The sequence below is a fragment of the Collinsella sp. TM09-10AT genome, from assembly GCF_003436275.1.
Classification (GTDB): Bacteria; Actinomycetota; Coriobacteriia; order Coriobacteriales; family Coriobacteriaceae; genus Collinsella.
On sequence record NZ_QSOP01000004.1, the window covers coordinates 104,943 to 124,040 of the forward strand.

14 protein-coding genes are annotated in these 19,098 nt (G+C 60.6%); 7 read left to right on the forward strand and 7 right to left on the reverse strand.

What is annotated here, in order from left to right:
• Nucleotides 1–204 precede the first annotated feature (204 nt).
• Entirely contained in the window at nt 205–3,999 is a 3,795-nt protein-coding gene (locus tag DXD77_RS02985) for a DUF4430 domain-containing protein (RefSeq protein WP_158549077.1), read from the forward strand.
• Between the two features lie 9 nt (nt 4,000–4,008).
• Complete coding sequence (locus tag DXD77_RS02990) at nt 4,009–4,896, forward strand: DUF4430 domain-containing protein (protein ID WP_233502362.1); 888 nt, start codon at nt 4,009–4,011, stop codon at nt 4,894–4,896.
• A 158-nt stretch (nt 4,897–5,054) separates the two neighbouring features.
• Here the strand turns inward: DXD77_RS02990 and DXD77_RS02995 are convergent, their stop codons facing one another.
• From DXD77_RS02995 to DXD77_RS03005, 3 genes are all read right to left on the reverse strand, one after another.
• The gene (locus tag DXD77_RS02995) at nt 5,055–5,462 is read right to left on the reverse strand and encodes a GtrA family protein (RefSeq protein WP_055250894.1); all 408 of its coding nucleotides are present in this window, start codon (nt 5,460–5,462) and stop codon (nt 5,055–5,057) included.
• A gap of 218 nt (nt 5,463–5,680) precedes the next feature.
• Nucleotides 5,681–6,076: a GtrA family protein gene (locus tag DXD77_RS03000; protein ID WP_117564479.1), complete on the reverse strand. Its 396-nt coding sequence runs from the start codon at nt 6,074–6,076 to the stop codon at nt 5,681–5,683.
• A 78-nt stretch (nt 6,077–6,154) separates the two neighbouring features.
• A complete protein-coding gene (locus DXD77_RS03005; protein ID WP_117646501.1) occupies nt 6,155–8,071 on the reverse strand; it encodes a fructose-1,6-bisphosphatase in 1,917 nt (638 codons plus the stop codon).
• A gap of 318 nt (nt 8,072–8,389) precedes the next feature.
• Here DXD77_RS03005 and DXD77_RS03010 point away from each other — a divergent pair, with 318 nt between their 5' ends.
• Nucleotides 8,390–9,280 carry a DegV family protein gene (locus DXD77_RS03010; RefSeq protein ID WP_117564477.1) on the forward strand — a complete coding sequence of 297 codons (891 nt, stop codon included), beginning with the start codon at nt 8,390–8,392 and terminating at the stop codon, nt 9,278–9,280.
• An 81-nt stretch (nt 9,281–9,361) separates the two neighbouring features.
• On the opposite strand, the gene DXD77_RS03015 is transcribed toward DXD77_RS03010, so the two are convergent.
• Nucleotides 9,362–10,453, reverse strand: coding sequence for a hypothetical protein (locus DXD77_RS03015; protein WP_099431937.1), 1,092 nt, complete (start codon nt 10,451–10,453; stop codon nt 9,362–9,364).
• A 191-nt stretch (nt 10,454–10,644) separates the two neighbouring features.
• On the opposite strand from DXD77_RS03015, the gene DXD77_RS10345 reads away from it, so the two are divergent.
• A complete protein-coding gene (locus tag DXD77_RS10345; protein ID WP_158548946.1) occupies nt 10,645–10,815 on the forward strand; it encodes a hypothetical protein in 171 nt (56 codons plus the stop codon).
• A 24-nt stretch (nt 10,816–10,839) separates the two neighbouring features.
• Here DXD77_RS10345 and DXD77_RS03020 read toward each other — a convergent pair whose 3' ends face one another.
• Nucleotides 10,840–11,943: an RsmB/NOP family class I SAM-dependent RNA methyltransferase gene (locus tag DXD77_RS03020; RefSeq protein WP_117564476.1), complete on the reverse strand. Its 1,104-nt coding sequence runs from the start codon at nt 11,941–11,943 to the stop codon at nt 10,840–10,842.
• Nucleotides 11,944–12,094: 151 nt separating this feature from the next.
• Complete coding sequence (locus tag DXD77_RS03025) at nt 12,095–14,245, reverse strand: methionine--tRNA ligase (RefSeq protein ID WP_117564475.1); 2,151 nt, start codon at nt 14,243–14,245, stop codon at nt 12,095–12,097.
• A gap of 133 nt (nt 14,246–14,378) precedes the next feature.
• Here DXD77_RS03025 and DXD77_RS03030 point away from each other — a divergent pair, with 133 nt between their 5' ends.
• From DXD77_RS03030 to queA, 3 genes are all read left to right on the forward strand, one after another.
• Complete coding sequence (locus tag DXD77_RS03030; protein ID WP_117564474.1) at nt 14,379–14,948, forward strand: DUF3267 domain-containing protein; 570 nt, start codon at nt 14,379–14,381, stop codon at nt 14,946–14,948.
• Between the two features lie 67 nt (nt 14,949–15,015).
• Nucleotides 15,016–15,591, forward strand: a complete 576-nt coding sequence (locus tag DXD77_RS03035; protein WP_117564473.1) for an epoxyqueuosine reductase QueH — start codon at nt 15,016–15,018, stop codon at nt 15,589–15,591.
• A 70-nt stretch (nt 15,592–15,661) separates the two neighbouring features.
• Entirely contained in the window at nt 15,662–16,873 is a 1,212-nt protein-coding gene (queA, locus tag DXD77_RS03040) for a tRNA preQ1(34) S-adenosylmethionine ribosyltransferase-isomerase QueA (RefSeq protein ID WP_117629596.1), read from the forward strand.
• Nucleotides 16,874–17,214: 341 nt separating this feature from the next.
• Here queA and DXD77_RS03045 read toward each other — a convergent pair whose 3' ends face one another.
• A complete protein-coding gene (locus tag DXD77_RS03045; protein WP_055250877.1) occupies nt 17,215–18,978 on the reverse strand; it encodes a hypothetical protein in 1,764 nt (587 codons plus the stop codon).
• Nucleotides 18,979–19,098: the final 120 nt, after the last annotated feature.

The following is a 19,098-nucleotide window of genomic DNA, read 5'->3' on the forward strand; positions in this document are numbered from 1 at the left end:
CGCGTCGCAGATCGGACGACGTGCCCGAGTCGTTAAGGTTAAGTCGGATCGCCTCCCATCTTGCATGCGGCTGCGGCGTATGCCGCCGGCGTGCATAGGGCTCTGGAGGGAAGGGGGACCCCGATGGGGGAACTCGAGCGCAACATGCGCGATGACGTGGGGCAGCCTCAAGGCAACGCTCCAAGTACAGACAATGGGGGACAAATGGATATGTTTGAGGACGAGCGTGAGTGCGCCTCGTTGCATCGCCGTGGCGCGATTGCACGCGGTGTAGCTAAGCGCGGTCTGGTGGCATTCCTGGCCTTCGCGATGGCCTTTGGCACCACGCCGGCTCAGCTGTGGGCCGAGGGCGCCGAGGGCATTGCCGAGGCTGTGGCTCAGGCTGCGACGCCGAGTGAGGACGCAGCGCCTGCGGATGGTGCTGCCGACCAGGGCAACGTTGAGGTTTCAGATTCTGGGAGCGCGCCTGCAGCTAGTACCGCCACAACAGGGGCGGCAGCTGGCGACGAAGGCTCGGCGACGGGGGAGAACCCTGCCGCGAGCGAGCAGTCTTCGACGGCATCCGCTGGCCAAGCAGGATCTGCCGCCGTGGCTGCCGTCCAGGCAGAGAACCCGACGGAAACTGGCGATGTCGCCAAGAAGCAAGTCGAGGTCTCGTTCTCGATTATCGGCACCGATGCCGACGGCAAGGCTCAGACCTGGGTGGCACCTACGCAGCTCAAGCTCGACGAGGGCGCGACGGCTGCGGATGCCTTTATTAAGCTGCAGGAGAAGACGGGCTTCAAGGCGGACTACGATCCGAACACGGCATACGGGTTCTACCTCAAAAGCATCACATCCCCGAGCGATGGCCGCACGCTTGTCTACGATCCGACGACTTATGCCTTCTGGCAGCTGTTCGTCGATGGCGCGTCTTCCTCGGTTGGCGCGAGCAGCATCAAGCTCACCCAGGGGCAGAAGATTGAGTTTGCCTATACGGCTGGTAGCGCGTCCCCTGTCGTTAAGGACCAGGTTGCCGCAAATGTGACCGTCATTGGTCGCGATGCCCAGGGCAAGACTCAGACTTGGGTCGATAACGCGCAGTATGTGGTGACGTCCGGCTCGAGCGCACTTGACCTTACGAAGGTCGCGCTCGAGGCGAATGACATCGACGCCGTTGCTGCGGGCTCCTTCATTCTGAGCCTTAAGTACAACGGCGTTGAGCTGGGTACGCCGCTCGATTATTCGACCTATTGGCAGCTGTTCATCAACGGCAAGTCGAGCGACTACACGGCAGACAATGTCACCATTCATGCTGGCGATACCGTTACGTGGTTCTACGGTGGCTGGGGCGACCAGTTGCCCTCTGATTCCGTCCGTGCCTCCGTTCAGGTCCTCGGTAAGGACAAGGACGGCAAGCAGCAGGTTTGGGCCTCGACGGGCCAGACGAGTCTCAAGGCTGGTTCCACTGCTAAGGATTTGCTGGAGCAGACTGGTCTTACCCTCGATGCTAAAGAAGAGTCTTGGGGTTGGTACCTCAGCGGCATTACCTCGCCGCTTGACGGTAAGACCTATGAGTATGATCCTGCGACCAAAAGTTATTGGCAGTTCTATGTAAATGGCAAGTTCGCCCAAGTCGGGGCCGGCAACTACGAACTCCAAGAGGGTGACGCCGTCACCTTTATGTATGGTGCTGACGCCGATGCCCTCCCCGGTCAGGTTCTTGGGTCCGTCGATGTTATCGGTCCCGATGTCAACGGCAACAATACTCGCTGGGGCTCGGCAAGCAATGTTTCCCTGCCCGAAGGCTCTACGGCCCAGGACCTTATTGAGACGGTTCTGAAGGCGAAGGGCGTTACGTACAACGGCTCCCAGAGTGGTGAGTACTGGTTCCTGAATTCCATTACTTCGCCGTTCGATCACAAGCCGTATGGCTGGGATGGTGCGACCAAGAAATATTGGCGTCTGTTTATCAACGGAGAGCCCTCATCTCTCTGCGCCAACCAGGTCACGCTCAAGAGCGGCGACAAGGCTACGTTTGCCTACACCACCGATAAATCGCCCATGCCCGATCCCGACAAGATTGTCGTGGACCCGAGTGCAACGACTCCTGATTGGGATGCCGAGTGGGCCGGCTACGGCAACGGTGGCAACGGTTCGACCGTAACGGATGCCAAGACACCTGCGCAGGCCGCCGGTCTTAAGTGGGCCTTCGATTGGAAGGCCGAGTCTGGTCAGCAGTATGCCAACTGCAGCGAACCTGTCATCGCTAACGGCTTTGTGTACATCGCGACCGAGAACGAGCTCATTAAGATCGATTCGTCCACGGGCAAAAAGGTTGCCTCTGCGCCGCTTGCCTCCAAGGTGAGCTATACCTCTCGTCCGATCTATACCAACGGCCTTATCATCGTTCCGCTCAACGGCGGTGCGGTCCAGGCGATTACTGCAGACAAGCTGATCTGCAAGTGGCTGACGCCTGGTTTGACGGACTTGACGCAGAGCTCCTGCACCGTCGTTTCGGACGGCGAGTATGTCTATGTTGGTACGGTCGATATTTCGTATGACGAGAACTACAACGCGACCTACGGCAACGGCTCCCTGAAGCGTATCAAGATTGCCACGGGCGAAGTCTCTTGGCAGAACATTGACCCTTCCGAGGGCTATTATTGGACTGGCGCTGCGCTGACGGATAAGTACACCATTGTTCCTACGAGCGCGGGCACGCTTAAGTGCATTGATAAGACGACGGGCGATGTCGTTTCGACCATGAAGCTCGGCGCTGTCGCAAATGCCGATTGCATTGCCGATCCGTCCAATGGTTCGACCTTCTATCAGATGACGCACGACGGAAAGCTCCATGTGATTTCGCTTTCGGCGAAGGGTGTGCTGAGTGAACAGAAGACGGTTGATCTGGGCCTTACGAATAATCTGAGCGCCCCAGCGGTGTCTGGTGACAATCTGATTGTCGGCGGACAGACGGCTACGGGCTCTGCTCTGGTTCTCTATAACCTGAAGACGGGTAAGACCACGATGGTCGCTGCTGCCGACGGCAAGGCGCTGCCGGCTGGCCTCAACGGTATTGCTGCTACTCCGCTGGTGAGTGTTCAGGGCGGCAAGACCTATGTGTACTTCACCGTGAACAGCGCGGATAGCAAGGATTACGTCAACTACTCTGCTGGCGGTGGCGTGTATCGCTATACGCTTGGCGACGCAGAGGCGACGCAGATTTATGATGCGGCTGGCCATTACCAGTACTGTGACTCTCCGGTCATTGCCGATGCTTCTGGCAACCTCTACTACATCAATGATTCGGGTACTCTGTTCAAGCTGGGGGCTGTCGAGTCTTGGACGGTTGCCTTTAATTCCAACGGCGGGTCTGCTTGCGACACTAAGTTCGTTGCTACGGCCGACGGCAAGCTGGTCAAGCCGGCCGATCCGACGCGCGATGGCTACACTTTCGGCGGTTGGTTCACCGATGAGGCTTGCACGCAGGCGTATGACTTCAGTACGCCGGTGACGGCCGATCTGACGCTGTATGCCAAGTGGACCAAGAATGCTGTTAACCCTGGCGGTAATGGCGGTTCTGGCACTAATGGTGGTAACGGTGGCGCTGGCAACGGTTCTGGTGCTGGTGCCGGCACTGGCACGGGTTCCGGCTCTGGCACGAAGGGCCAGCAGGCTGGCGGCGTTGTCGCCCCGGGTCATAAGCCGGCGACCAAGACGACGGTGTCGACCAAGACCGAGACCAAGGACAACAAGTCCGACAAGAAGGACTCCGATAAGTCCGATAAGAAGGACGAGAAGAAGTCTGACAAGAAGTCTGACAAGAAGGACAGCAAGTCCGACAAGAAGTCCGATTCCAAGTCCGATACGGGTGCTGCTTCCACGACCACTGCTAAGAAGTCCTCTAGTGCCTCCGAGCAGGAGGCTGGCACCAACCCGCTCGCCATTGTTGGCGTTGCCGCCGGCGTCATCGGTCTCGCCATCGTCGGCGTGTTCGTGTTCACCAAACGTCGGTAGGTGAGGGCTGTGTCCAATAAATCCAAGGACGCTGACCCCAAGCAACCAGATTCCTCGTTCATTCAGTTCGACGATACAAAGCAACAGGGCGCCGCTTCGGCGGCGTCCGCCCCTCGTCGCAAGGCGCTCCTTGGCGTTTTGACTGCCGCGTGCACCATTCTGATCGTCGTCTCGCTGGGCTTCGTCCATCCTTCCGAGAGCGGCGCCTGGTCCATCGACTGGATCATTCAGGCCGTGACGGGGGAGAGCGTCGTCACCAAGGACACCAAGGCGTCTGGCTCGACTATGGCTTCGGGCGAGGCCAGTTCCGAGGACTCCAAGTCATCGAATGATGCAAAAGACGAGTCCAAGGGTTCGAACGACGGCAAGGACGATTCCGAGTCTTCGGACAAGGAATCGGATAAAAGCTCGGATAGCAAGAAGTCCGATGGTCAGGACGGCAAGAAGTCTGGCGATAAATCCGCTGCCCAAAATACGGGAGTCGGCGATACTTCCAATGCGTCTGGCGGTGGCCAGTCGTCTGATGGAGCCTCATCCTCTAATGGTGGAAACGCCTCCTCGGGCGGCCAGAGCGGCTCGCAGGAGTCCAGCTACATAACAGTGACGGTTTCGGTCACATCGAGCGCTGTGGGCAATCCTGTGTCTTCTGGTGGCACCTTTACCTTTAACGAAGGCGCTACCGTCTACGATGCCCTGTGCGCGCTGGGCCTTTCTGTCAACGCACATGGCTCGTCGTACGGCACGTATGTCTCCGCGATTGGTGGTTTGGCGGAGAAACAGTACGGCGGTACGAGCGGCTGGATGTACTCCGTCAACGGCACAACGCCCATGACGGCCTGCAGCAACTACGTTCTCTCCAACGGCGACAACGTGGTCTGGTATTACGTTACAGGCTAGAGGCCTCGACATAGCGCGCCAGACGGGCGGTTCGGACAAACATCCGGGCCGCCCGTTTTCATGCGAATGGGACCGGGCCGCCCGGTCTCTCGGCAAACAAAAAACCGGTTGGAATGGGAATTCCAACCGGTTATACATTCAAGCAAATAGCGAATCGACTACGACCGTGCGCCCTCGAGGAAGAAGCGACGGCTGAAGTAGTTGTACCAGGTGACGAGGAATGTGGCGATGGCCTTCATGGCCTGGTAGCCGATGCTCAAAAACGTGACGCCCACAAACATGTATAGGTCGTTGAGGCCCAGGCCGATCACCGACAGGATGGTGAAGATCGTGAACTCGCGCTTGCGGCTCATGCCCTCGCGGTGGTCGAACACATACTTCATGCTGAGCCAGTAGTTGACCACGACGGACGTGGTAAACGAGACCGTGGTGCTCATCAAAAAGTCGAGGTGAAACAGCTCGACGAGCGCAATGAGCATACCCCAGTCGATGCCAAAGGAGATAAGACCCACGACAGCGAACTTGAGGAACTGCTTGGTATGAGGTTGTGCCAGTGCCTTGCGCACGTAATCACATCCAATGCGTTGATGAATCGAGCAGAGAATACTTTAGAGCTTTTGCAAGGGAAACGTAAGGTCTTTGCCAAGAACTATACGAACTCGCCAAATTATCAAGTGCTAATCCGCAAACGTTGAAAATTTGCCCGTAAACGAGCAATGCCCACGAACAACACAGCGCTCGACGCGCGTCATCTGTGGGCATTGTAAAGCTGTAAGGTTGCGAGTTACTTGGTCTCGTCGCCTTCCAGGAAGATCTTTCGGGTCACAAAGTTGTAGACCATGACAAGCGCGGTGGCGCAAATCTTGGCGATATTGGCCTCGAGCCCCAGGCCGGCGTTGAGCGCCAGCACGATGCCGTCGTTGAGTCCCAAACCGATCACAGACAGCACGACAAAGATAATGAACTCGCGGCGGCGGCTCATGCCCTCCTTGTGCGCAAACACGTACTTCATGCTAGCGAGGTAGTTAAAGATGAGTGAGATGATAAAGCCGCTGGTGTTGGCGATTAGGATGTTGAGGCCCAGACCGTAGTGGAGCAGATTCATAATGCCAAAGTCGATGACCGTGGCAATGACGCCGACGACGCCAAACTTCATGATCTGCGCAAGGAGCTTTTGCATGGTACCTGCCTTATGGTGGCGCCGGGGCGCCGCGGGGATGACAAACTCAGCAAGTTTAGCCAATCCCCACGGGTGGTGCTAGGCGCGCTCCTCGATAGCACCGTTTCTATATGCATCGAGCAGCTGGCGCAGGTCCTGGATCTGGCTGCGGATCTTGGCGCCGGTATCGGTGTCGCTCACCATGCGGCGGCGGTCGGCCTCGTCAAAGCGGTTGGTCTCGCTTTCGATATCGATGTTGCGGGTGAGCGCCTCGGCAACGGTGGTAAAGGCCTGGTGCGACTTGAGGCGGCACCCTCGCGAGCTCGAGATAAGCGTGTAGCCGGCGATGCCCGTCTTGGGATGGTAAGCGCGGCAGAATCCGCCATCGATGACCAGCAGCTTGCCCTCGGCGCGGATGGGCTGCTCGCCCTTGGTGGTTTTAACGGGCGTGTGGCCGTTGATGATGTGACCGGTCGGTGAGCATGCCATGGGCGCGACGCCAAACTCGCGCATGATGTCGTCGCAGACCGAGGGCGACTTGGTAAGCGTAAAGTACGGGTCCATCGGCTCGACCCAGGTGCTCTTATCGGCGATATAGGCGCGCTCAAAGGTACGCACCAGGCGTCCGCTGGCGGGTGAGTTAAAGCCAATCCACAGGTACCACATCCAGTCGAGAGCGTCGCGGTCGCCCACGCGCCAGGCGCGGCGGGCGATGTGGTCGCAAAAATCGAGATAATCGCGGCCAGCGTGCCAGGTGCCCAGGCAGTTCATGCTGCTAAAGGTGCCGTCTTCGTTGAGCGGCACGCAGCCATGGAACAGCAGGTTGCCGTTGGCGACCTTGTACATCGAGCCGTGGGAATAGAGGAAATCGATATGGCGATGCAGGTGATCGGCGGTGACAAACTCGGACACGAGCTTGTCGATGATGTGCTGCTCTTGGGGCGTGAGCGAATAGGGGTCCGCCGGGTCGACGGTGGGGAAGTCATTGGTCGTGAGCGGCCACACGCTGCCGTCGGCGAGCGTGACCGTGCCGGTGTCGTGATCGATTTTGTCGAGTAACAGGCGGTCGGTCATATCGAACTCGGGGTGGCGCTGGATAATCTGGCCCTCGAGCTTAAAGAGCAGCACGTTGATGGCCTTGATCAGCGGGGTGATGGACTCACCGGCGGTGTAGGTGGCATCGGCAAAGGCGACAAGCTCACGCAGCGAGATGCCGTAGTCGTTCTCCAGGATCTCGTAGTTGTCGTAGCGTAGGTTGTTGCGCAGCACCGTGGCGATGCAGGCGGGCTCACCGGCCGCAGCGCCCATCCACAGCAGGTCGTGGTTGCCCCACTGGATGTCGAGTGAATGGTAGGTGAGCAGACGGTCCATAATCTTGGCCGCGCCGCCGCCGCGGTCGAAGATGTCGCCCACCAGGTGCAGGTGGTCGACGGCCAGGCGCTTGATGAGCGAGGCGAGCGACTCGATAAAGTCGTCGGCGCTTGCGGTCTCCAGGATGGACTCCACGATGCGCTCGTGATAGCGCACACGATAGTTGTTCTCATCCGGATGCGTGTGTAGCAGCTCGTCGATGATGTAGGCGTAATCGCGTGGGATGGCCTTACGAACCTTGGAGCGGGTGTAGCGGCTTGAAAGCGAACGAGCGACCATGATGAGCTGGTCAAGCATCGTTTTGTACCAGGTGGGCGAGTCCTCGCGCTGGCTGCGGACCAGCTCGATCTTCTCGTGCGGGTAGTAGATGAGCGTGCACAGCTCGCCCTTTTCGTCAAAGGTGAGCGTGTCGCCAAAAATCTCGTCGACATGCTCGCGCACGACGCCCGAGCAGTTGTTGAGGATGTGCATAAAGGCCTCGTACTCGCCATGCACGTCGCTCATAAAATGCTCGGTGCCTTTGGGCAGGTTGAGGATGGCCGAGAGATTGATGATCTCGGTAAACGCGGATTGCTCGGTGGGAAATTGTTTCGACAGCAGACGCAGATACTTGAAGTCTTGCGGATTGCGATCGAATGCGACCATGAAACACCTTCCGATGGAGCTGGTAAAACTGATAAACAGCGTCAAACGTTTATCAGTATGCGCCGCTTTTGTTTCGATTTTGCGCCAGCGGCTGAATTGTCGGCTGAACGGTTTGGTAAATCGATTTAGTTGAGGTAGATATGGCGGTTGAGTGGAGACGTAGGGTCGTTTTTGCAGACGTATGCCTCCGGGATCGATAGAGATGATGACGGTAAAGATGTTCACCACCTTTGGCTCTATTTGGTAAATAGTGGACATTTGTACCGTATTTATGCTTGCTGTGCGATAATTTTTATAACTATACGTAAGGAGCCTCATATGAGTGATTTTGTCCTGACCTGTGAATCCGCCGCCGATCGAACTCGGGAGTTCTTTGAATCGCGCAATATCCCTGTCGTGTGTTTTCATTACGAGATCGACGATGTTGTCTATACGGACGATCTGTATCAGTCGATTACGCCGGACGAGTTTTTTGCCCAGATATCCGCGGGCGCCATGCCCAAGACGTCTCAGGTGAGCGTGGGTGAGTACGAAGAGTTTTGGGAGCCGCTTGTTGCCGAGGGCAAAGACGTGCTGCACCTGACGTTGTCGTCGGGTATTTCGGGCACGTATGGATCGGCCTGCGTTGCGGCGCAGATGCTCGCGGATCGCTATCCCCAGGGCGGCAAGGTGCGCGTCATCGATTCGCTGGGGGCGTCTTCGGGCTTTGGCCTGTTGCTGGAATATGCCGCCGATGTGCGCGATAGCGGGGCTTCACTCGACGAGACGGCTGCCTGGATCGAGGAGCACAAGCTCAACCTGCACCACTGGTTCTTCTCGACCGATCTGTCGAGCTACCTGCGCGGCGGTCGCATTTCGGCTGCGAGTGCGATCATCGGCACGGCGCTTAAGATTTGCCCGCTTATGACGGTCGATTGCGACGGCAAGCTGTCGCCACGTGAGAAGATTCGCACTAAGAAGCGCGCGATTTCCGAGATGGCCAAGACCATGATGGCACACGTGCAGGACGGTGCGGATTATTCGGGTAAGTGCGTCATGTCGCACTCGGCGTGCCGCGAGGATGCCGAGGCAGTTGCGGCGCTGATCGAGGAACAGATTCCGCAGCTTAAAGGCAAGATTGAGATCAATAACATCGGTACTCTGATTGGCTCGCATACCGGACCTGGTACGGTGGCGCTCTTCTTTATGGGCGACAAGCGCGTGGATTAGTTTGCCCCATCACATCGCTGCATGATTGCTCAAACGAAAACGGCCCGCCTCACGTTTGTGGGGCGGGCCTTGCTGTTGGGGTTAGCGTTTCTTTCCGCGGAAGAAGAAGCCGTGCAGTGACGGCTTGAGGCCGCGGTTGGCGCGATGCTCCTCGACGCGCTCGTGGATCGAAGCGACGCGCTCGATGACTTCGTCGGGAATCGGCACGTCGGGATTCATGTTCTCGACCTGGCTGACCTCGGCGGCGGAGACCTGGTCGATAATGGGCACATCGTCGTGCGAGATGACAGGTGTGGCGTCTTCCTTCATCTTGCGATAACGCTGCATCATGTCGGTCTGTAGCTGCTGGGCCGAAGGCGGCGTCCAGATGATGGCGTTGGCGCCGGCGGCGATGGTTTCACGGATGCTCTCTGGCGTCTTGCCGCCCGGCGCGATGAGCGGCAGGTTGGGATAGTGCTTGCGCAGCTCGCGTAGGACCTGGGGCGTGTTCTTGCCGGCGGCGATGTTGAGAATCTTGGCTCCAGCGCGCACCTTGGCGTGGGCATCGTCGTCGCAGCGAACGACCGTAGCGATGACGGGGATGTCGGCGATGTTGGTGATGTGCTCGACCATCTCGGCGGTGGCGGGGGAGTTGACCACGCATCCCGCCGCGCCCTGCATCTCGGAGACGGCTGCCATCTGCACGGAGCGCTTACCGGTGGTGGTGCCACCGCCCACACCTACAAAGACCGGGCACTCGGCGACGGTCAGCAGCGCCTGCGTAATGGCGGGCTGCGGCGTGAAGGGGTAAACGGCAAAGACGGCATCGGCGTTGGAGTTGCGGATAACCGCGACATCGGTGGTGTAAATGAGCGACTTGATGCGGCGGCCGAAGAGCGTGAAGCCGCTGGCCTCCTCGATCTCGTCGGGCATGCGAAGGGCAGCCTTGCGCAGACGTCCGTCGATGGGCAGGGGCTCCATAGGGAGCAGGCCGTTGGGCGTGACGGCTACCTGGGGCTCGGTGAACTCGTCTGCGAGCTCGACCTCGGAGAAATCGACCGAGGCGACAATGTCCTCGTGAACCTCGGCGGGCACATCGATGGGGGCTTGGTCGTTTGCCGCGGCAGGCGTGTCGAAAGAGCTGGTGCCGACGAAGGCGTCGACGCGCTCATTTAGATCGTTGAGGGTATCCATGGAAGCTCGATTCTATGTGATGACGGCCGGCGCGATGCAGCCGGAATTGCGAATGCTAAATCGTTTGACGAGTTGATTTTTCCCCGCCACGCAATTCGTTAGACCGAAGGGCCGGCGAACGTGAAGGAGCTGTGGTGGCGGGGATCGAGGTGCTATCTTGAAAGTCCCGTTTAAAAGAGAGGTGACGCGGTATGGAATTGACAGCAATGTTTGGCTCGATTGGCCTGTGTGTGGGCGCAATTGTTGCCGCCGCGGTCATCTACTTTGTGGTCACGGCCATTAAGGGCAAAAGGGCCGAACGCAAGGAGCGCACGATGCCTAAACAGCATCGCGACCAGCAGGGCAAACGCGCACGGAGATAGCTTGTTGAGTTTTGGATCCGTGCGCTAACTGCGTTTTCGGATCAGGGCAATGTAGAAGCCCTCAAAGTCGCGGCTGGGCGGAATGGTGAGCGTGCCGGGCAGGCCGTTGGCGATGGCCGATACCTGACCCGCGGCAATGGCTTCGGTCAGGGCGTTGGACTCGATGCGCGGCTCCTCACCAGCTTCCTGGGCGCGGCGTGCCTCACTTTCGCTCGGCGTGCCATCGAGGGGGATAAGCTCGCAGTCCATGTGCTTGTCGAGGGCCTCTTGCAGGGCGTCCTCGTTTTCCTGCGGCAAGATCGAACAAGTCGAATAGACGAGCGTGCCGCCCGGTTTGAGGGCTCCCATGGCGCGGTCCAGAAGTGCTCGCTGCGAGCGGGCGCACCTGCTCAGCAACTGCTCGGTGAGGCCGCGCAGGCTCTTCTCGTTGCCGCTGACGACTGTGCCCGTGCCGGTGCAGGGAGCGTCGAGCAGGATACGGTCAAAGCGGAAGAACTCGTCGAGCTCGCGTGCGTCGATGCGCATGACGGGCACGTTTTTTGCGCCTTGGCGGTGGAGGTTGGCTTCGAGCTTCTCGGCGCGGGGAATGCTCATCTCGCAGGCGGTGAGGTGTGCCTGGCCCTGGGTGAGGGCGGCGATCTGCGTCGTCTTGCCGCCGGGGGCCGCGCACATGTCCAGGATGTCCTCGCCGGCCTGGGCGCCCAAGACCAACGGCGGCATCATGGACGACAGACTTTGCAAGTAGATCTTGCCGTCGCGGTAGATGTCGAGGTCCCACAGGTCGGAAACCTGGGCCTCGGGCAGGATGGAAGCGTCCGGGTACCATGCGACGGGGCGGTGGGCGATGCCGGCGGCATCGAGCGCCGCGGCGATGTCCTCGGCGGTTGCCTTGAGCGTGTTGGCGCGCAGCGTGACCGGGCGTGTGGCCGCGGCGCCGAAGCCCTCGATCATAAGCTCGGCATCGGCGGGCGCATAGGCGCCGGCGACCGTGTCGACCATAAAGCGCGGCAGGTCGGCGGCGCAGGGAAGGGCGGCAAGCTGGTCGGAAAGCTCGGTGGCGGCAAACTGCCTGAGCTTGAGCTCGGCCTTGACCTGCTTTTTCTGCTTACGACGACGCGGCTTGGACATCCGTCTTTCCTTCCACCTAAATGATTATTCTGGGACGGGGATTAAAAAATCATTTAATGATCCCCGTCCCAAAAAGACTACTTTGCGTCGCCCGGGAATGATTTTTTAATCCCCGTCCCAGAATAATCATTCCCGGGCGCGTTGCTGTTGCCTAGTACTGGCTCTCGTGCTTGCTGAAGAAGTCGAAGCGCGGGGGTAGCGGCTTCACGCGGTGCTCGCCGGGCTTCTCGCCCAGGCTCTCCACAAACTCATCCGTGGAGGCGAAGATGTTATCCCAGCTAAAGAAGGCGACCGGGTCAACGTCGAAGTACTCGCAGATGAGCTCGCAGCCGGCAGGGACGATGCCGTGCATGAGCACGGTCGCCACGCGCAGCTCGGTAAAGGCGTCGACGAGGGCCTGCGTCATTGCGGCGTTTGCCGGCTCGCCCTCGAGCTTGTTGGCGGCCTTAGAGGCGTCGCTCCAGCGCTTGTTGGCGGCACGCAGGTAGTCGTCGCACACGGCGAGCGCGCGGTGCGTCTCGAACTTGTACATGGCTTGCTCAAAGGCGAGAGCTGCCTGCTCGGCGGCTTCGACCACGGTGTCAGAAGCGGCACCGGCGGGGATGCAGCCGTTGCGGTAGGGGCTCTCGTCGCCCTCCTTGATGGCGACGCCGTAGAAGCAGCTGCGGGCCAGGCGGTTGAAGACGCCGGTCAAAAGGGCGCTCTCCTTAAGGGCCGGATCGATAACGCGCTTGTCGTCGCAGGCACGCACCTCGTTGCCGTCCTTGTCCTTGCCGGTCACACGCGTGTCGTATGCCTTGGGGCTAAAGCTCACCGGCTTCTCGGATAGGCCGAGCGACAGCCAGTGCGCGCGCATCTGCTCGCAGGTGTAGTGGTTGAGCAGGTCGTCTGCCGGCGGGGGAGGGGTCTGCGAGGACGAGCTCGCCTTTTTGCCCATGTAGAGCAGGTGATAGCAGGCGCTGACGGTGCTCTGCGTAAGGTCCCAACCCAGGGCCTCCCACATGGCGGTTTGCGCGATGCAGTAGAAATAGATGTTGTCCTGACCGATGAACTGGTAGATCTGCGCGTCGTCCGAGCACCACCAGTCGCGCCAGTCGAGCGAGCTGTGCTGGTAGGTGGGCGCGGGGACCTGCGTGGAATCGGCGGCGGGCTCGCCCATGAGGGCGGCATCCTGGGCGGCGACGCCCTCGGTCACGCCGGCTGCCTTGGCATCGCGTGCGAGCACGGTACGCGTATAGCTGATGGGCGCCCACAGGCTCTCGGGCCAGCACCAGCAAGTGACGTCGTTCACGCCGTCGACCTCGGGCACCGGAACGCCCCAGTCGATGTTGCCGGTGATGCGGAAGGGCACGAGTGCCTTGCCGCTGCGGAAGCGCACGCCACCGTTGGCGAGCACCGCGTGGGCGTCGTCGCGCTCCTTCCAGCTGGGGAAGGTGACGGTAAAGCTGCTCTTGTTGCCCTCGGGCTCCAGCACGGTGTGCTCGGGGAGCTGGTCCTCGACGGCATCGAAGGCCTCGCGGAACTTGTTCTGGATGTAGAGCTGAGCCGGCAGCAGCCACTCCTCCATGGTCTTGGAGACCACGGAGCGAACCTGCGGGTTCTGGGCGAGCTTGGCGGTGTAGGTCTTCATAAAGTCGAGGTAGGCCGGCAGGTCAAAGTAGAGATTGTCGACCGGGCGCAGCTCGGGCACCTCGCCGGTGAGCTGGCTCTTGGGCGCGATGAGCTCCTCGGGCTCAAACTGGTGGCCCAGATCGCACTCGTCGGCATAAGCCTTCTCGGACTTGCAGCCCTGGATGGGGCAGCGGCCGATGACCTGGCGGCCGTTGAGGAACGTGCCGGCCTTGGCATCGTAGAACTGCAGCGTGGAGCGCTTGGAGATGGTGCCCTGCTCGTGCAGGCGCTCGATAATCTCGGCAGTCACCTCGTTGTGGATCTGGGCCGCCGGCTCAAGGCCCGAGCCGCCGTAGATGTCGCAGCTGATGTTGTAGTTGTTGAGGGTCGCGGCCTGGCGGGAGTGATTGGACTCGACATACTCGCCGATGGACTTGTCGTAGCCCTCGTTCTCCTTGAGCTTGCGGTAGCTCTCCATGATGGGCGAACCGTAGCAGTCGGTGCCCGAGGTGAAGATGACGTTTTCGCGGCCCAGGCGGTCGCGCAGGAAGCGGGCGAAGAAGTCGGCCGGGACAAAGACGCCGCCGACGTGGCCAAAGTGCAGACCCTTGTTGCCGTAGGGCTCGCCGGCGGTAACGATGGCGCGGCGCGGCCAGCTGGGACGGTCGTTCATGGAGTATTTGGATGCCATGGGACTCCTTCGCATATAGGTAAGAGCGCGGCCGGGCACGGGGTTCGGCGGCGCGGTGGTCAATTCGTGCATATCGTTCGACATTATCGCACATGCGGGCGGGTGCGTGGCAGGGGCGCTATCCTAAGATGCTATGAATGAGATTTCCAACATACATGCGTTTGAGGACGAGGATTTTCTACACGCTTGCTTCGTGTGGGGGATGGCCGTGATCGCGGTGTTTGCCGTGTGCCTGGTGCCGGTGTTTATGCTGTTGGGCGGGCCTGCGGACTTGGACGCGGCTGAGGCGGGCGGCTGGATGGCTGTCGTGGGCTGGATAGTCGGCTTGGCTGCGGTCTCAATGGCATCGTTTGCCGTGCACGAGCTGGTGCATGCGGTGTTTTTTAAGCTGCTGGCGCCTGCGGGCGCGCAGGTGACCTTTGGGGCGAATCGCGAGACGGCGATGATCTATGCCTGCGCCGAGGGCGTTGTGTATTCGCGCCGGCGGTACATGGCGGTTTGCCTGGCGCCGACGGTTGTTGTGACGACAGCATTTGCCCTGGGGTTTGCGTTCTCGGACTATCCGCTGCTGTGCTACCTGGCGGCTGGTCTGCACTTGTCGGGCTGTGTGGGTGATTGGTATTACGTGCGGACCATTCTGCGCGACCGCCGTATCGTCGCCTGCGAGGATACGTCCTTTGGCGTGCGCTTTTTCGCAAAGTAGTCTTTTTGGGACGGGGCTATTTTAGCTGCCATGATGTCGGTGTGAGTTTTCTGGGACGGGGATGTCGATGAAGTCGTTGTTGCTGCATGCGTGCTGTGCACCATGCTCGCTTGAGCCGGTTCGCCTGCTGCGCGAGGAGGGGTTTGAGCCCACGATTTGCTGGACCAATCCCAATATTCAACCGCGCGATGAATGGCGGCGGCGTCTGGACGAGCTGCGCCGGTGGTGTGCCGATGGCGACATCGAGCTCATCGAGGCGGGGGAGGACCGCGAGCGCTGGGAGGCCGGCGTGGCCCCGCTGGGTGCCGATCGGCCCCGTCGCTGTCGCTCGTGCTATGCCTTGCGCTTGGCCGAGGCATGCCGCGTTGCCCAGGAGCGCAGGTTTGAATATGTGGGTACGACGCTCGCCGTCTCGCCGTATCAGCTGTTCGACACCTGCAATGACGTGCTTGAGCGTTTGGCGGCCGCCCATGGGCTCACCCCGGTGATTCGCGATTTTCGCCCGTATTATCCCGAGGCTACGCGCCGTTCGCGCGAACTGGGCATGTATCGACAGAACTACTGCGGCTGCCGCTTTTCTGCTGTCGAGGCGGCCATGGACCGCGCCCGCATCCGCGACGAGCGCAAAGCCGCCAAAAAGTAGTTCGTTTGGGACGTCAGCCTGCTAGGATGTAGAGCGGACTTTAGCTATATAAGGAGTATCCGACGTGTCTATGCGTACCGATGATTTTGACTACAACCTTCCTGAGGAACTGATTGCCCAGGCTCCTGCCGAGCCGCGCGACTCCTGCCGCCTGCTGGTGGTGGATCGCAAAGGCTCCCAGGCGGGGAAGCCGCTGGAGCACGGCGGTACCGTTGAGCACCGCATCTTCCGCGACATCATCGACTATATCGAGCCGGGCGATGTGCTCGTCATCAACAAGACGCGTGTGATGCCGGCCCGCCTGATCGGTCGCAAAGCCGGCTCGGGTGGCGTGGTCGAGACGCTGCTGCTCAAGCGCCGTGAGGATGTTGACCCGCTGGGCCACGTTTGGGAGTGCCTGGTCAAGCCGGGTAAGCGCCTGAAGCCCGGTGCTCAGATTGAGTATCGCGCCGGTGGCGCCCATGCGCCCGAGGGGGCTCCCGTGGTGCTGACGGCCGAGGTCATCGACTTTGTCACCGATAGCCGCGGAGGCCGTCTGGTGCGCTTTGAGCCGGCCGGCTGCAATGCCGCCGGCGAGCCGCGCACGCTCGACGAGGCCATTCATGCTGCCGGTCACGTGCCGCTGCCGCCCTACATTACCGATTACGAGGGCGATCCCGAGAAGTACCAGACCGTCTACGCCATGAAGGAGGAGCACTCGGCTGCCGCTCCTACGGCGGGTCTGCACTTTACCCCCGAGCTCATGGCCGCTATCGAGGCCAAGGGCGCGAAGTTTGCCGCCGTCGAGCTCGAGGTGGGTATTGATACCTTCCGTCTGGTGGAGGAGGACGACCCCACGCAGCACGTCATGCACACCGAGCGCTACCACGTGTCACAGGAGGTTGTCGACGCCGTGCATAAGGCGAAGGCCGAGGGGCACCGCGTGATCGCCGTCGGCACCACCGCAGTACGCTCGCTCGAGAGCGCCTTTGACGCTGAGGCACCGGTGTCTGATCCGGCCGTGACGGCGCGCTATTTTGAGGGCCGCGAGGATGGGGCCGACACGCTCGGCCGCGGCGACATCGTGGTGCGCGAGAACGCGACGACGCAGCTCTACCTCATGCCCGGCTCGACCTATCACGTGGTCGACGCGCTGATCACGAACTTCCACGTGCCGCGCTCCACGCTCATGATGCTCGTGAGCGCACTTGCCACCCGCGACCAGATCATGGATGCCTATGCCGCCGCCATCGAGGAGCGCTACCGCTTCTTCAGCTTTGGCGACGCCATGCTCATTTTGTAGGTTACGGCGTTTTACAAACGCCGTAACCGGCCGACGCTGCAAACCCCCCTAAGCGGCAATCTGACGTTCAATCGTCGGGCATGACCAGAAGGTCAATGCCCCCCTCTTTCACGTCACCTTGCTCGCTTAGGGGCGTTTTCGCTGACTTCGCCAAAGCATCGGCAGGTACTCATTGGGGACGTACTTAAATGAGTGCCTGCAGAATGAGAGTGGATAATCTCCCGTTTTAGGCGTGTTTCTTCGTCAAAAGTGGGAGATTATCCACTCTCATTAGGTGGCACTTGGGGACGTTCCTTTTTTGCCGGCACCTGGGGACAGTCCTTGTAATCGTTGGGGAGTGGTTACTTGCTCGCGAACAGCCAGATCAAGATGATCACTAGAACTACGGCGACGATGCAGACGATGGCGCCGGTGAATTTGATGCGTGAGTCGCGGGTACGCTCGCGCACCGCGTCCTCGGTGGCCTCGAGCTGGGCGACTTCTCGCTCGGTCTCGGTGTGTTCGGCATTGTCTCGGGCCAAGGACCCTGCAAGCGACTCGGTGATCTCTGGGTGGTCGTGCACCTCGGTCGCCTGTTCGATGATCGACTGTGCATGTGCGGCATCTGCTTGGGCGTTGGCGATGGTCTGCTCCTGGTCGCGGCGCGCCTTGTCCTCGGCAGCGATCTTCTCGCGCAGTTCGCGCTGACGAGTCGCGGCGGCGGTCTTCGCCGTCTGCAGCTCGTCGCGCGCGGCATCGGCTTCGGTCGTCACGGCTTGGTGCGCGCGTTTTGCGTCGGCGATAGGGGCTTGAGCCTGCTCGACGGCCTGCTCGGCTGCGGCAAGCGAGTGCTCAAGGTCGGCGGTGATGCGCGGGACATCTTCTTCGGCTTTACGCAGGGCATCTGCCGTGTCGGAAATCTGCATCGAGAGCTCGCTGGTGCGCACCGTATAGTTGGCGGGATTTGCCGAGGGATTGCGTTGCAGCTCGGCATACTCATGACGCAGCGTCTCGAGCTGGGCGCGCGTGGCGTCGACGGTTTGTTGTGCGGCGGCAATGCCGGCGTCTCGCTCTGCCTTCACCTTGTCGCGGATGCGCTTGGAATCCTCAAGACGTCGAACGAGGCGGTTGCCGGTCTCGCGTGAGCTCGCCTCGCGGGCCTCCACGGCGTCGAGCGCGGCCTTCAGGCGGAGCTCAGTCGCGTCATCCTCTGTCTTCATTTGTTCGAGCTGACCCTTGAGCTCTGTCGCTTTGGAGGCGTGGACATCACGGTCAATCTCGGCGACCGCTGCAGTCTTTTGGGCCGTGGCAATCGCCTGGCGCTGGTCGGCGACGATCTGGTCGTAGCGGCCTGCGATATCCTGGCGCGTCTCGAGTTCCTCGGCCTGATCGGCAATGCGCTGCTCAAGTTCGGCCAGGTGGGCGCGGGCATCGGCAAGTGCCTTTTTCGCGGCGTTCATCTCGCGCATGGCCGAGGCGCCCTGGGCGATAAAGGTGCCCACGGCGTTCGCAGTGTTCGAGACAGCGGTCCCCAGATCGCGGCTCGCGGCGGGGGAGTGCGGGGCAGTCGGGCGAGCGGTGTCGGCAGCGTCCGCATCGGCAGTCTGCGGCACGGCGATATTGCCGGTACCGCCTTCGATCACAGAAAAGCCTGCTGCGTGCGGGTCGACCGCATCGGTGCCAATCGTGGGATGCTCGAGCTGCAGAAACGAGGGCATGGTGCTGCCCTGGTCGGCAACCGGAGTCTCGCCGGGTACGAAGGTCGAGGCTGCCTCGGCGGCCTCCTCTTCCTCGGCGTCAACGTCAGCGTCGGCCACGGCGTCTTTCATCGCTTTGACGGCATCCATCATGGAGTCCATGACGGCGTCGAGCTCTTCTTCCGAAGAAACCTCGATAGGGCCCGCAGCTTGCGGAGCAGCATCCTGTACGGGGCGGTCGTCCTGAGCGGGCGCATCGTCGTTTTGCTCGTCTGCATCTTCGGCGCCAGGGGTTTCCGCCGTAGCGCTTTCGTCCAAGAATGGGCCGTCGAGGTCAATATCATCGCAGGTCACAGCGTCGGCATCTGCAGTGACGTCTGCGGAATCATCAATATGCTGTTGAGTCTGGGGGTCCAGCTCGTCTGTCATAGGCATGTGCTCCTCATCGTTGTTTGTCACCCTATGATAAAGTCTCGCGCCGACATCCCGCGCGCTGCAGCAAAGTTTCAAAACGTGTTCGATGGCTCGCGTCGATAGCAAAAACTCGGC